This is a genomic window from Dyadobacter chenwenxiniae (assembly GCF_022869785.1).
GTDB classification, from domain to species: Bacteria; Bacteroidota; Bacteroidia; order Cytophagales; family Spirosomataceae; genus Dyadobacter; species Dyadobacter chenwenxiniae.
This window is the reverse complement of record NZ_CP094997.1, coordinates 5555664-5570000: the sequence shown is the minus strand read 5'-3', so window position 1 is coordinate 5570000 and position 14337 is coordinate 5555664. Positions and strand designations below refer to the sequence as shown.

The 14337-nt window shown below is 44.4% G+C and carries 10 protein-coding genes (1 of these 10 cut by a window edge); 6 read left to right on the top strand and 4 right to left on the bottom strand.

Features of this window, described 5'->3' with window-relative positions; translation table 11 throughout:
- Together MUK70_RS23835 and MUK70_RS23830 are read left to right on the top strand one after the other, a co-directional pair.
- Window positions 1–1789: the 3' portion of an ATP-dependent helicase gene (locus MUK70_RS23835; protein ID WP_234658716.1), read on the top strand. Its footprint begins 476 nt before the window's first position; the window shows 1789 of its 2265 coding nt (coding positions 477–2265); its start codon lies beyond the left edge, outside the window; its stop codon occupies window positions 1787–1789.
- Window positions 1790–1901: 112 nt separating this feature from the next.
- Entirely contained in the window at window positions 1902–3398 is a 1497-nt protein-coding gene (locus MUK70_RS23830) for a DUF4301 family protein (RefSeq protein ID WP_234658717.1), read from the top strand.
- 77 nt (window positions 3399–3475) lie between these two features.
- Here the strand turns inward: MUK70_RS23830 and MUK70_RS23825 are convergent, their stop codons facing one another.
- Window positions 3476–3949 (bottom strand): Lrp/AsnC family transcriptional regulator, encoded by a 474-nt coding sequence (locus MUK70_RS23825; RefSeq protein ID WP_015813234.1) that lies wholly within the window; start codon window positions 3947–3949, stop codon window positions 3476–3478.
- A 185-nt stretch (window positions 3950–4134) separates the two neighbouring features.
- Entirely contained in the window at window positions 4135–5076 is a 942-nt protein-coding gene (locus tag MUK70_RS23820) for a GDP-L-fucose synthase family protein (protein WP_256464057.1), read from the bottom strand.
- A gap of 96 nt (window positions 5077–5172) precedes the next feature.
- Between MUK70_RS23820 and MUK70_RS23815 the strand changes: the two genes are divergently transcribed.
- On the top strand, window positions 5173–6213 hold the full coding sequence (locus MUK70_RS23815) for a toxin-antitoxin system YwqK family antitoxin (RefSeq protein WP_234658718.1): 1041 nt from the start codon (window positions 5173–5175) through the stop codon (window positions 6211–6213).
- A gap of 74 nt (window positions 6214–6287) precedes the next feature.
- A complete protein-coding gene (locus MUK70_RS23810; RefSeq protein WP_234658720.1) occupies window positions 6288–7988 on the top strand; it encodes a hypothetical protein in 1701 nt (566 codons plus the stop codon).
- 2 nt (window positions 7989–7990) lie between these two features.
- Here MUK70_RS23810 and dacB read toward each other — a convergent pair whose 3' ends face one another.
- Complete coding sequence (dacB, locus tag MUK70_RS23805) at window positions 7991–9310, bottom strand: D-alanyl-D-alanine carboxypeptidase/D-alanyl-D-alanine endopeptidase (protein WP_234658721.1); 1320 nt, start codon at window positions 9308–9310, stop codon at window positions 7991–7993.
- 46 nt (window positions 9311–9356) lie between these two features.
- Window positions 9357–10859, bottom strand: coding sequence for an ArnT family glycosyltransferase (locus MUK70_RS23800; RefSeq protein WP_234658722.1), 1503 nt, complete (start codon window positions 10857–10859; stop codon window positions 9357–9359).
- Window positions 10860–10981: 122 nt separating this feature from the next.
- Here MUK70_RS23800 and MUK70_RS23795 point away from each other — a divergent pair, with 122 nt between their 5' ends.
- Both MUK70_RS23795 and MUK70_RS23790 read left to right on the top strand, forming a co-directional pair.
- Entirely contained in the window at window positions 10982–12901 is a 1920-nt protein-coding gene (locus MUK70_RS23795; RefSeq protein ID WP_244784512.1) for a RecQ family ATP-dependent DNA helicase, read from the top strand.
- Window positions 12898–14325: a DUF5723 family protein gene (locus MUK70_RS23790; RefSeq protein ID WP_234608720.1), complete on the top strand. Its 1428-nt coding sequence runs from the start codon at window positions 12898–12900 to the stop codon at window positions 14323–14325. The genes MUK70_RS23795 and MUK70_RS23790 overlap by 4 nt, the downstream gene beginning before the upstream one ends.
- The last annotated feature ends 12 nt before the right edge of the window (window positions 14326–14337 follow it).

Here is a 14337-nt window from a genome sequence, read left to right as displayed (position 1 = left end):
TGCTAACCCCATAATCCAGGCTGATGATGAAGCTGCCAAGATGAAAGAGATCGGCCGGTTGTACAAAACATACGTAATGCGGTGCTTTCAGGCCAATGCGATGGATTTTGATGACCTGCTTTTTAATACCAATATCCTTTTTCGCGATTTCCCTGATGTACTATATAAGTACCAGCACAAATTTCAGCATGTGATGGTGGATGAGTTCCAGGATACAAACGTTTCGCAGTATCTGATTACCCGAAAACTTTCGGCTGTTCACAGGAACATCGTGGTAGTGGGTGACGATGCGCAAAGCATCTATGCCTTCCGCGGGGCGAACATTGAGAACATTCTGAATTTTGAAAAGGACTTCCCGGACGTAAGAGTTATCAAACTGGAACAAAACTATCGCTCAACCGGAGTTATCGTTAATGCGGCCAATTCGGTGATTGCGAGAAACAAGGCGCAGCTGGAAAAGCGGACATTTACGGATAATGAAGAAGGTTCGTTAATAGATGTAATAAAGGCAGGATCGGATAATGAAGAAGGGCGTTTGGTAGCGACGGCAATTTTCGAAGAGAAAATGTCGAAAGCGCTGCGAAATGAAAATTTTGCTATCCTATATAGGACCAATGCGCAGTCCCGTTCCTTTGAGGAAGCGCTTCGTAAGCTTGGCATTAAATATCGCATAGTCGGCGGCCAGTCTTTTTATCAAAGAAAAGAAATCAAGGATCTGCTCGCTTACTTGCGTTTTACCGTAAACCAACGTGACGAAGAAGCATTCAAACGCATTATTAACCTTCCAAAACGGGGCATAGGCGATGGAACGGTGGCAAAAATTGCCGTTGCGGCGTCTGAAAACGGCATTGCGATCTGGGAAGTTGTTGCTAACATCGGCAAATATGCGAGTGGCAGGACCATTACGCCCATTGAGCAATTCGCAACTTTGATCAAAAGCTTTAAAATCCTGATCGAAGAAGGAAAGGATGCTTACGAGGTTTCGGCGCATATTGCGAAGACTTCCGGGATCTTGCGGGAATTGTATGAGGACAAAACAGTAGAAGGACTTTCCCGCTACGAAAACGTCCAGGAGTTGCTCAACGGGATCAAGGAATTTGTGGATAATGAAGAAACCGAAGACAAGACATTAAGCGCTTTCCTCCAATCCGTTTCCTTATTAACTAACGCTGACGAGCCGGACGATAATAATGATAACGACCGCGTTACGATGATGACCATTCACTCCGCAAAAGGCCTTGAATTCCGGAATGTATTTATAGTAGGTTTGGAAGAAGACCTTTTTCCAAGCCAGATGATGCTTGAAAGCCGCCAAGACCTGGAAGAAGAAAGAAGGTTGTTTTATGTAGCCATTACACGCGCTGAAAAGAAACTTTCATTCTCCTACGCGGAAAGCCGTTATCAATGGGGAAGACTGAAAATGTGCGAACCAAGCCGTTTCTTGCTCGAAGTTGATCCCCATTTCCTGAATGTTTCCAATATGCTTCACGGAGCGCCTACACGGGAAAGTGTGAGTCCGGTAACCTCCTTTGCCCGAAATTTGACACAAAGAAAGCCTGCTCCAACGCCGTCCAGCACAACAGTCGCGCATACGCCATCCGAACATTTTGTTGCCAGCGATACATTTGATCTGAAAGAGGGTGATAAGGTGGAACATTTAAAATTCGGTTTTGGAGAAGTGACGCGAATGGATGTGAATGGCACGGACCGCAAGGCAACTGTCAATTTTAATCTTGTAGGGGAAAAAACTTTATTGCTAAGCTTCGCCAAGCTCCGAATTCTGAAATAAATCTCTTCGCATAGTTATAGTATGTTTGTCGTCAGCTTTATTGATTTACCTTCCCACACAAAATAAATAATCAAAGCGATTCCCTAAAACTTCACCATTAATCAACAGTTATATGTTTATAGAAAAAGACATTATACAAATACAAGAACGCGGAAGCGATATTGCCACAGTAGAAGAACAAGTTAATTATTTTGTAAACGGATTCCCCTTCCTACAACTTTCAAAAGCAGCCACAGTCGGCGACGGAATAATCCGCCTCACCGATGAACAGATTGCCACAGTAATCAGTGAATTCGATAAAAGCGCGTCTGAGGGAGAAATTGCGCTCTTGAAGTTTGTTCCCGCTTCCGGTGCCGCCACAAGAATGTTTAAATCCCTTTTTGGCTTTTTGCAGGATAATAAAAAGGACAAATCTGTTGAAGAATTTTTTGCCAAATTAAAAGACTTCGCGTTTTATGAGGATTTGAAAACTTCCCTGGCTGCGGACGGTAACAACATTGAAACGGCGGATGAAAAAACTATTGCCTCTTATTTCCTTACTAACAAAGGATTGGGCTACGGCGAGTTGCCAAAAGGTTTGCTCAAATTCCATAATTACGCAGACCGTTCGAGGACACCTTTGGAAGAACATTTGGTGGAAGGCGCCAAGTATGCCAATGCAGGAAGCAATGTGCAGATCCATTTCACGGTTTCGCCTGAGCACCGCGATAAGTTTGAAAAACTGGTTGTTGAAGTGCTGCCGAGTTACCAAACTGAGTTTGGGGTGAGATATATCGTCTCTTTTTCAGAACAGAAAAGCGCAACGGATACAATTGCCGTTAACCTCGATAACACGCCCTTCCGGGAAAAAGACGACAGTATATTGTTCCGTCCTGCTGGCCATGGCGCATTGCTGGATAATCTGGGACAGTTGGATGCGGACATTATTTTTATCAAAAACATTGATAATGTTGTCCCGGACAGAATTAAGCAGGACACCATTACTTACAAGAAAGCACTTGCAGGAATTGTTTTAAGTTATCAAAAACGCATTTTCGCCTATCTTGAAAACCTGAAAAATCAGGCTAATGCATCATTACTAAGCGAATTGGACACGTTTTTCAGAACAGAACTATGCGTTGTGCCACCGGCTGATTTCGACTCATGGTCTGACGATCAGAAAGCTATTTATTTTCAAAAGAAACTAGACCGGCCATTGCGTGCCTGCGGAATGGTGAAAAACCAGGGAGAGCCGGGCGGCGGTCCATTTTGGGCTGAGAATGCGGACGGTTCTTCGTCTTTGCAAATCGTGGAATCGGCGCAGGTGGATGTGGATGATGAGGGTCAAAACAGCATTTTCAAAAACTCAACACACTTTAATCCAGTGGACCTGGTTTGCGCAGTTAAGAACAGCAAAGGCGAATTGTATGATCTGAAAAAATTTCGCGATCCGCTAACCGGCTTCATTACAGGAAAATCCAAAGACGGTAAAGAGCTCAAAGCACAGGAACTGCCTGGATTGTGGAACGGCGCAATGGCGGATTGGAACACGTTGTTTGTAGAAGTGCCGCTGATCACATTCAATCCGGTGAAAACGGTAAATGATCTGCTGCGCGAGCAACATCAATAGAAATAATGGCATACCAAATAAAAAGCGCCGGAATTCATCATCCGGCGCTTTTTATTTGGTCAGTGTTTTTATCCCTATCAAGGGATTGGCAACACTTTGCTTTCTTTAAATGTGGAAAGAATTACCATCGTTTGTGTGCTGGCTACTTCTTCAATCTCATTTATTTTTTCAAGCATTAATTTCTGATATGTGCTGATGTCTTTTGAAATCACGCGAAGAAGAAAATCGCCTGTTCCAGTAATGTGGTGACATTCAATTACTTCCGGGATTGCATGTATCTTTTCAACGAAAGACTCTGTAACTGCTTTTCTGTGGCCAACCAGGGAAATTTGCACAAATGTGCTTACGCCCAAGCCGACTTTTTCCGGCTCCAATTGCGCATGATAGCTTTTGATAATTCCTGATTGCTCTAGTTTTTTGACACGCTCCAAAGTTGGCGCAGGCGATAAGCCTATTTCTTTGGACAATTGCGCGTTGGTTATTTTAGCGTTCGTTTGTAGAATCTCCAGTACTTTACGGTCTATCTGGTCTAACTTAATAATGGCCGACATTTCTCTATGACTAAGGTTTTATATTGCCCCTTTTTTAGGACGCTGCAAAACTAATTAGTTTCCCGAAGAATCTTACAATTATATACTGAAAATTTGTCAAAAAATAGAATTATCGTAGGCTAAAATAGAATTTAGTAGCTAATTATTAGGCTTTTCACAATTGTAACCCTTTGCCTTCAACTGGGTTAAACAGCGTAAGTTTCTATTTTTTCCAGAAAATCCTGATAAGTAACCGCTATTCCGTCTTCCAATTCCACGCGATGTTTCCAGCCCAGCGCGTGCAGCTTGCTTACATCCATCAATTTGCGTGGTGTGCCGTCTGGCTTATCCGTGTTCCAGTGAATTTCCCCAGTGTAACCGGTTACACGCTGGATCATTTCGGCGAGTGTTTTTATAGAAACATCTGCGCCTACGCCAACATTCAGGAATCCAGCTTCGTCGTAGTTCTGCATGAGAAAATAGCAGGCATCGGCGAGGTCATCAGCATGCAAAAATTCTCTTAATGGCGATCCCGTGCCCCAAAGCTCAACAAATGGCTTGTTTTCCTCCTTCGCTTCGTGGAATTTTCGGATCATTGCGGGAAGCACGTGTGAATTGTTCAGATCATAATTATCATTCGGGCCGTACAGGTTGGTAGGCATGACGGAGATGAAATTGCAACCATATTGTGCGCGATAAGCTTCGCACATTTTTATTCCGGCAATTTTGGCAATTGCATAAGGTTCGTTTGTCGGCTCCAAAAGCCCGGTTAGCAGCGAATCTTCATGAAGCGGTTGCGGCGCCAGCTTCGGATAAATGCAGCTTGAACCCAAAAACATCAGCTTTTTAGCATTTGTGCGATAAGCACTGTCGATAACATTGTTTTGGATCAATAAATTATCGTGCAAAAATTCGGCCCTGTAAATATTATTGGCCATAATGCCGCCCACTTTTGCCGCTGCTAGAAAAATATATTCAGGTCGTTCGGCTTCAAAAAAGTTTCTGACCGCACTTTGATCCCGCAAATCCAGCTCTGAGGAGGTCCTGAGCAGAAAATTATCAAAACCTTCTTTCACTAATTTACGATGAATGGCGGAGCCCACCATCCCTCGATGTCCGGCGATATAAATTTTTGCACTTTTTTCCACTGCGATTTTTTTAAATTTGTGCGTTGATAATCAATATAGAAATGATCAATTCGTTACAAAAGTAACAATCTTGCTCTGAAGAAAAATTCAATACACATGCAAAGAGTTATTCTTTTCTCGTGCCTTTTCGCACTTATTTACGCAGAAACGGCATTAGGGCAAACGGAACAAAGCAAAGAAACGCCTTCCTGGTTGCCAAAAGAAACCGTTAAGAAGGATACGGTCAATCGCTCCAAAGGACTTAAATCATTTGTATCCGGCCTGGATCCCGTCGTTGGCGCATCTTTTCCGGGCGTATCCACGCCGGGCGTATCCACGGGGGGGGCTGACGGTAAATCTACAAGCCTGTCTACATTGTTTGGCGAGACCATTCCGGACCTTGGTTTAAAAGTTAAAGAATTTAAAAGTCAAAAGAAGGAGCGCAAAAGCAAGAAGGAAAAGGCCAAGCTGGCAAAGGTGCAATATGAAGGCATTCCTATGCAAAGCATGTCCGTCAAATATGGAAGCGGCGACCGTGCTACGGTTGAATATTTCCATGTTTTGAAGGAATACAAGCCTTTGAACCAATACGTCCTGGGTGCAAATACGCGCTGGTACGATAGGAAAGGCAAAAAATTAAGCTCTGCACTCATCAAGGATAAGGAACAGGCATTGCCACTTCACGGCTCTTATAAAAAGTATAATGGAGAAAATCTGATCGAGGAAGGCTTCTACTATATGGGCGTAAAAGATGGCCGTTGGGTAAAATACGATACGAAATTCAACCTGATCGATAAATCTGTTTGGGATCATGGTTTCCCGGCTGAATCGCGCATAACTTATTATGATTCAGCGCATAGTCAAATCAAAGAGGTTTTGCCGGTCATGTTCGGGCAGGTTGAGGGCGAGTATATGCAGTTTTATAAAGAAGGCCAGCTTGCAGTAAGCGGTAAATATGACGGCGGTGCGAAAATCGGACGCTGGGTTGAATATTATCAATTCCGTCGCCAACGTAAAAAGGAAATTCAATATCCAAAATCAGGCTGGGACGAAGAATTTGAGCCATTTGTGCTGCGGGAATGGGATGAAAAAGGCAAACTTCTTTACGATTATACCAAAGATCCGCGTGCCTCAGCGGAAGAGGAAACCGAAAATTAAAGCCCCGAATGGTTGAAAATCCTCGATCACCTGCTTATTTGCGTGCTGGATTCCCGGCACGAATAAATTGAAATATGTTTTTGACCTTCTTAGGCTTCATCCGGAATAAGATCTGGCTGGCATTCTTGTTTTGTATCATTCCCATTATTCTCTATATCTGGGTTTTCAAGTCTATTGCACTGAATGTCAATTACGTAGCCTTCGACGACATCCTCGTCTTCGGCATCATCCCTGAGTTTGAAAACGCAACCTGGCCCGAGCGCTGGAAACTCCTTACCACATTGTTTCCCGAGCACCGCCTCGTTTTTTCCCGCTCTGTTATTCTGCTTTTCTACGATATTTTTGGCCGTGTTAACCTCGTCTGGTTAATGATCGTCGCCAACATTTGCTGGGGGTTGTGCGCATTTATTTTTTACAAAGTATTTCAAAAACTGCACCTTTCTATCTGGTATTTTGTGCCCGTTTTGTGGCTTTGGTTTAACATTCAATCTTACGAAAATATCTTTTGGGGCGTCAGCTCGCTTTGCAACTTCGGCGTTATCCTTTTTGTGCTTTCTGCTCTTTATTTTGCTGCCTACCATCCAAAACGGGTTTTTATCAGCTTGCTTTTCGCTGTGGCTGCCACATTTACATATGGAAATGGCTTAATGGTTTTGCCGGTGATTGCACTCATGTTCCTCATCACCGGCCGCCGGAACCAGTTTTTCACCACCGTACTTTTTACTGCATTCGTAGCACTCATTTATTTCCTCGATTTCACGCCCATCACGCAGAATCTCAGCTTTTCCAATCCGCTGCAAGTAAAAGAAGGCTTTTTCGGATTATTCGGCTTCATCGGTTCCATTGCCACATTAAGCGCTTACAGCGTTCCGCTTTCCACCATGTATATCGCCTCGGCGTTCGGGATGTTGCTGGTGATTGCGTTCGTTTTATTATATTCCAAACAAACAATGCCCCTTTGGAATGCTGCTTGGCTAAGGTCAAAATATGACAACCGGACGGCCATATTCGCGCTTTCTGTTATCATTTTCATTGGCATAACCACGCTTGCGCTGACCTATAAACGGATTCCGACGGACACATTTGCCGGCATGTTCAAAGGACGTTACCGGATGTATTCCACGATGTGCTGCATTGCTTTGTATTTTGCCTTTCTAAGTCTGAAAAACAAGCATTCCAGGGTCCGCCTGTCTCCTGTTTTGCTTGTGACGGTTGTGGTTTTGAACCTGGTTATTCTGCACAGCAATTTTGCAGAAGCTGTAAATTACCGCCGCTCCGCTATTTCCCAGGAATTTAATGCACGTTATAATGCAGATTGGCTTGGCATCAGAATGTTTTCCATGGACCAGAAACATTTTGAAAAAATAAGAGCTTATTACAACTCCGCTGATCCTCTGGCGGAAGGCTGGAATCCAAGGATGAATTCGAGCAAAGTAATCTGTGACAGTATATATAGCCCCGACCTGATTACTAAATCCGGTAATTTCCTTATAGTCAACTTTGAACAGGACTTTTTCAAGCCGGTGAAAGATTATTCGGACGGTGCATATGTGGTTTTGAAATCAAAAGATCACGTTTACACTTCTCCGCCCAATCAAGCCGCCGTGCCATTGAAGACGACGCTACGCCGGGGAATGTATTTCAATAAGGGAGCTTTCGCCAGTTTCCACCTCGCTACGATCGAGCCGGGAGCCTACTCCGTCTATCTACTAATCAGAAAAAATGGCAGGAATAGGATATTCTGCACCGGCACAACCTGGAATGAAACCAATTAGCCCTAAAATTTCTGGTGTAAGCCAGTTAGTATGCGCTCCACCTCTTTCCTGATTTCCCCGCTTGGCCGGATGAAGTTGTTATTCATAAAGCTAAAAACGAATGTTTTCCCTTTCTTCGTAATGATATAACCGCTCAGACAGTAATTATTGCTGAAACTTCCTGTTTTCGCAAAGACAAATGGCGATTCTGCTTTAAACTGGTTACTCAATGTGCCTGTTTTTCCGCCGGCAGGAAGAATTTGAAATAACTTTTCCTGCGGCACTTTCTGATAAATTTTTTGCAGTAACGCAGTAATCGTCCGGGGTGTAAACAGGTTATAACGACTCAGCCCGGAGCCATCTTTCCAAATCGGTTTATCGGGGAAATCACTCATATGATGCTCAATGGCGTGTGCTATGGCTTTCTCCGTGTTCAATGGCAGGCCGTTTGCGGAAGCGTAAAGCAACATTAACTGCTCTGCCAGCATGTTATCACTCACCTGCATCATGCGTTTGTAAAGGGAATCGGACGGAATGCTGTTGACTTTCCGGAGCTCAATTTCCAGTGGAATGTTGATCAGCTTGATCTCCTTTTTCAATGTGTCGCTCAGCAATTGAATGGTAACTGCATTCGTCATATGCACGGGAACGTCCTGCATAAGTCCTTGCGGCACACCGAGTTTGGAATGATGGAACAAGTTCTGCGATTCCTCCCGCTCAATGCCCGACGCCGTTGTATCTAAAACCATCGCCTTGCTCCAAAATGCAGGAGACACCTGGAACGGCTGAGCGGCTTTTCCGGGAGAAGCCTCTTCCGCAGCACTCTCAACTGGAGACTCGTTTCCCGAAAAGCGGGCAATGTTGCCGTAAACAGGCAACGGCGAAACTTCCGTCTGATAGTAATCATTATAGTCGTCCCACGCCCAACCCGGACCGAATCGCTTATTTTCAAAATTATGGGGAGTGAAAAAGATCGGCTCTTTTCTGTTTTTCAGGAATTCAAAAACCTTGCTGTCAGGCAAATCGGGATGTAAAAGTGATGGGTCACCGGTGCCGCGTATGATCAGCAATTCGCCCCATTCCAAATATTCCAAACCGGGAATTGAATCGCCCAGCGCACATAAGCCTGCATAATAACTGAATAACTTGGTGTTGGATGCAGGGTTGTAATATTTGTCGCTTTGATAAGCCGCCAGCTCTTTTTTCCCACTAAGGTTCTGAATGGAAACGCCCGAATGCTGCTGGCCAAGGACTGTGGAATTTTTTAATTCTCGTTTTAAATAATGGGATACCGAGCAACCTGAAAGCATTATAACACTAACAAAGAAGATAAGCGTGCGCATAGAGAATAGTTAGAATATAGTGGCAAAGGTAACATTTTTACCACATTCAATGATACACCGCATGGTGGTCACGGGCTCTTTGGTTCTTGATCACCAAAAAATAATGGTGTTCCAGTGGCACAACCTTATCTTTTGTCAAGTCAAAGGAAGACAGGCAGTTGGCATCGGCAAAAACATATTTCGCATTTTCTGTTTTTGTCGTTAATGATAAAGAATGGTAGCGTTGCAAATAAGTGTGAATGTCGGCATCATGATAAAGATTCTGGCAGATCCCGATCGTCGACGCGCGGGCCACATAGTGCTTGATTTCTTTGGCATTGGCGGCCATTTCATTATGCTCCAAGTTCCTCAATTTTATCACCGTAAAAGTCCAGCAACATACGGTTGCTATGGCGAAGCCAGCGACTGCCAATTTCGTTTTGATTAATGTTAGTGCATGTACTTTTTCCACAAAAAGCGCGGCAAAGAAGATCGCCACAAACGGCAGCGAAGGCAACAAGTAATGCGGATACTGTTTAATACTTACCAGCATGGGCAGGATCGCCGAGCCGGCAACAAGCAAGGTAAGCTGGCAAATCCTTGCAGTTTCCTTACTGATCGAAGTTTTAATGTTATAGGAAGCGCTTATAAAATACAACCCTGTCAGCATTGCAAGATGCGGGTAGACATTCCGGAGCAGCTCTTTGACCAAATAGAAATGTCCCATCAGTCCTTCCCCCGCTTTTTCTCTTTTTTGTAACAAAGCCTGCACAACCTGACCTTGAAAATAGGTTTTAAGAAAGACATAAGCGGGCTGATAAAGCAAAACCAAGCCGAAAACGGCTGCAAATGTGCCTAAGACAATGGCTGTGACTTTCACGCCCGCCTTAGCTATCGAGTGATCATAAACCACCACATAAATGATTGAAAATGCTAACGGATATAACCCTACGGGACCTTTGGTCAGGCAAGCCAGCACAATGCATATGCCCGCGAGAACAGGAAAAATGAAGCTTTTGGTTAGATCAAAGGTTTTACTTTTAAAGAAACTCAGCTGAAAATAGCACGATAACAAGCAAAAAATTGCCATGGTGCTATCCAGGAAATTGTTTGGAATACTATAATAAACCGTCACAATCGCATACCAGCAAAGAACGGGTAACCACGCATATTTCGCACGATCAGGCGTTTCCTGAAACAACTTCCGCCATATTTTCACGATCAGAAAAACGGAGATGATGAGCACAATGAGGTTATAAATGTTCTCCACGGCGATGGAATCGCCCATTATCCTAAAAAGGATGGACTGTAAACCAAATTGAAGCGGCGGATGGCCGAAGAAAAACGGCCCATTATCATAAGGCAACCAAAATGAATTTGCAAAGAATGGCTGCCAGAACGAGCCAATGCCCAGGGCCATATTTCGTGCAATGGATGCATAAGCCAGCCCATCCATAAACATTGTATCGTCGAGCGATCTGGGGAGAAAGGTGATCAGGATGAAGCTGATCGTAAAAAGCCACGGCAAATACCGAACATATCGCTCATGTGTTGAGTTACCTGAATTCATGGATGTTGCGGGAATTTTGGCGGAATTTACAATATTATCCAACGCAAATGCGCAATTCTTTACTTAACGAACATAATGGCCTTACTTTGTATCGCAATTTGCTACGCACTAGAATTTAACGAATGACCAACCTTCACGCTGTCCTGAAACAATATTGGGGTTACGACACCTTCCGCCCTTTTCAGGAGGATGCGATTAAAACAGTTCTTAATGGCATTGATACGCTGGTTTTGCTTCCCACCGGCGGCGGTAAGTCTGTGTGCTTCCAGGTGCCTGTACTGGCCATGGAGGGCGTTTGCATTGTGGTTACGCCGTTGATCGCATTGATGAAAGACCAGGTGGAACAGCTCAAACGCCGGTCCGTTTCCGCAGCTGCAATTCATTCCGGCATGAGCAAAAACGAGATTGATATTACGCTTGACAATTGCATACACGGCCACACAAAATTTTTGTACGTCTCTCCCGAAAGGTTAAGGACCGACATAATGATCGCCCGGGTTAAGCAAATGAATGTTTGCCTGCTCGCCATTGACGAGGCGCATTGTATTTCCGCCTGGGGCTATGACTTTCGTCCGGCTTATCTCCTGATTTCGGATTTTCGGAAGCTACTTCCAAAAGTTCCTGTCATGGCGCTTACCGCAACTGCCACTGAAGAAGTAAGGGCCGACATTCTCGAAAAATTGGAAATGCGCAACGCACGTGTTTTCAAACAATCTTTCGCGCGTGCCAACCTTTCCTACTCAGCATTTTCGGAGGAAAATAAAGAACGCAAATTGCTGCAAATCTTAAAGAATGTTTCCGGAACAGCCATCGTGTATGTGCGGACCCGAAAGCGCACAAAGGAGTTGGCCGACTGGCTTAGCAGGCAAGGCATCAGCGCACAAAATTATCATGCAGGACTGCCTTTCCGCGAGCGAAGCGACAGACAGACAGCGTGGATCAAAAACCAGGTCAGAGTTGTGGTTGCTACCAATGCTTTTGGAATGGGCATTGATAAACCGGATGTGCGCGCTGTAATCCATTTCGATCTCCCGGACAATCTGGAAGCTTACTATCAGGAAGCAGGCCGTGCCGGACGGGACGAACAAAAAGCTTACGCCGTCGCACTTTTTACCAATATAGATCTGGAAGAACTTTCTGCCAGCGTGGAGAGGAAATATCCGCCGATAGAAGTTTTAAAAAGGGTCTATCAAGCGCTCGCAAATTATTACAAACTGGCCGTAGGAGGCGGGGAATTCGTGAGTTTTGATTTTGATATACAAGAGTTTACAGGAATATTTGGTCTGGCAGTGAATGAAACCCATTATGCTTTGAAATTGCTCGAAGAAGAAGGATTTCTGCAACTGAGCGAAAGTTTCAATGATGCTTCCAAAATCCACTTTCTGGTTGATAATCGCCAATTATACGATTTTCAGATACGTTACCAGGAAATGGATTCGTTTATCAAGGTAATTCTGAGGATGTATGGCGGCGAGTTGTTTACGGAATACGTTCGGATTTCCGAAAATGAGCTGGGTCAAGTCTATTTCGCGCCGGAAAATGAAGTTGTGAAGAAACTGAAATTCATGCATGAGCGGGAAATCATCGATTACGAACCCAGAAAAAACAAACCGCAACTCACCTTCCTGACACCGCGATATGAGGCAGCATTGTTACCGTTAAACATTTTTGAAATAGAGAGAAAAAAGGACCGGGACATTAAAAAGGCGCGCGCTGTTGCACATTATGCTGCTCACACCCGCATTTGCCGGACCTTGCTTTTACTTGAATATTTCAATGAATTTGACGCAGAAGCTTGTGGAGTTTGGGACATTTGCATTCAAAACAAGAAGACTGAGCTAGCTCAAAACCCGGATCTGGAAACGGCCTTGGTCACATTTTTAGTTCAAAATGACCCGATAACACCCAACGATCTGGGAAAAGCTTTTGAGACAATTCCGGAAAAAGATTTTTTACAAACATTACAACATTTGATCAAAGAGGAAACGATCCGGTACGATACAACCGGGAAGTTATCCCTGACTAACAAAACTCAACATTGAAAAAAACAGTCCTTACTTTCGCACTATTCCTTGGCATTTTATCACAAGCTGCTTACGCTCAGCAGATTCCGGGGCTCGAACTAAGTAATTATGGAGGCCTTTACCGTGCCACGCGCAACCCGTCGGTCCTTGGCGGTCCGAAACATAAGTGGCAGATCAATATTGGAACATTGGGCGGAAGCATCAATTACAGGTATTTTAATTTTGTGGGTGAAAACTCCCTGCTATATCCCCTGCTGATCCCGCATTCCACCAAAGAACTATACGGCCGCTCCCGGACAACCGGCTCCTTGCTAAATGACGATCCGATTTACACCGTCAGTGAAATCCGCTGGCCGTCGGCAATGATCGCTATTGGCAAATATCAGGGGCTCGCTTTACAGTTCAGGACGAGGGGATTTGTGCAAGGTAAAAACCTCCCAGACCCTATTCAGACATTATATTTCCATAGACTGGACACAGGCAGCACGCCTCCGACTGACCAGCCATGGGGTAACTTCAACCTTGTGCAACAAAGCTTTTCGGATGTAAGTGTCTCTTATGGTGTGCAGTTACTGGATCTGGAAGCGCATAAATTACGGCTTGGAGTAACGGGTAAACGCGTTTTTGGAGCAAGAATTGGTTATTTGAATGGCTCAGCCGAGCGCTATAATATTCGTCCACTGGCTGGCGCCGATGAGACCAGCGAATTGGTGATCCGCAATTTCGCTTACGAAAGTGGTTACAGCAATCCCAACAAGAAAATGCGCATTTCGAATCTTTTTAACTCAGATCAATATGGCTCCGGCTGGGGTTACGACCTGGGTTTTTCTTATGAGCTCGGTGCTTATTGGGGTAAATCAAAAGAAGTTTTCGACGAAAGTCCTGAATATCTTGTGCGACTCTCAGGTTCATTAACCGACGTTGGTTCGATACGCTACAAAACGAAACGCAGTAAAGTAATTTCGGGGAGGGAAGCTGAGGCTGTTGTGGGGCAAAAAGAACTGGAAAATGTCAGTGATAAAGGTCCGGAAGGTTTCATGACGCTCTTTCCGTCCGAACGCGACACAACATTCCAAAAAAACGTCCAACTCCCGCAGGCGCTTCACTTGGAAGCTGATATCCAGTTGGTAAAAGGCTTTTTCCTCAATTTGTCTCAAACAAAACGCTACAAACCCAGAAACAGCGAATATCTGGACCTGAATCAGCTCGATGCTTTCACCATTACGCCAAGATTTGAGGACGAAGATTCTGATTTTTCATTTCCAATATCATTCATTAAGGGCAATAATCGCCCATCGATTGGTGCTGTGGGCCATTTCGGGCCGGTTTTCTTAGGTTTTAGTAATGTAAATGGTCTGTTGAAAAAAGGCGGCGCAAGAGGAAGCCTGGTTTATTTAGGCTTCACTGCCTGGAAATTAAACAGGAAAAAAGACGCGGATTGATCTTTCATATAT

Coding starts and splice junctions, on each gene's coding strand:
- dacB (WP_234658721.1), bottom strand. CDS start 9,310: ATGCGCACGCTTATCTTCTTTGTTAGTGTTATAATGCTTTCAGGTTGC.
- MUK70_RS23830 (WP_234658717.1), top strand. CDS start 1,902: ATGTTTATAGAAAAAGACATTATACAAATACAAGAACGCGGAAGCGAT.
- MUK70_RS23795 (WP_244784512.1), top strand. CDS start 10,982: ATGACCAACCTTCACGCTGTCCTGAAACAATATTGGGGTTACGACACC.
- MUK70_RS23825 (WP_015813234.1), bottom strand. CDS start 3,949: ATGTCGGCCATTATTAAGTTAGACCAGATAGACCGTAAAGTACTGGAG.
- MUK70_RS23800 (WP_234658722.1), bottom strand. CDS start 10,859: ATGAATTCAGGTAACTCAACACATGAGCGATATGTTCGGTATTTGCCG.
- MUK70_RS23815 (WP_234658718.1), top strand. CDS start 5,173: ATGCAAAGAGTTATTCTTTTCTCGTGCCTTTTCGCACTTATTTACGCA.
- MUK70_RS23810 (WP_234658720.1), top strand. CDS start 6,288: ATGTTTTTGACCTTCTTAGGCTTCATCCGGAATAAGATCTGGCTGGCA.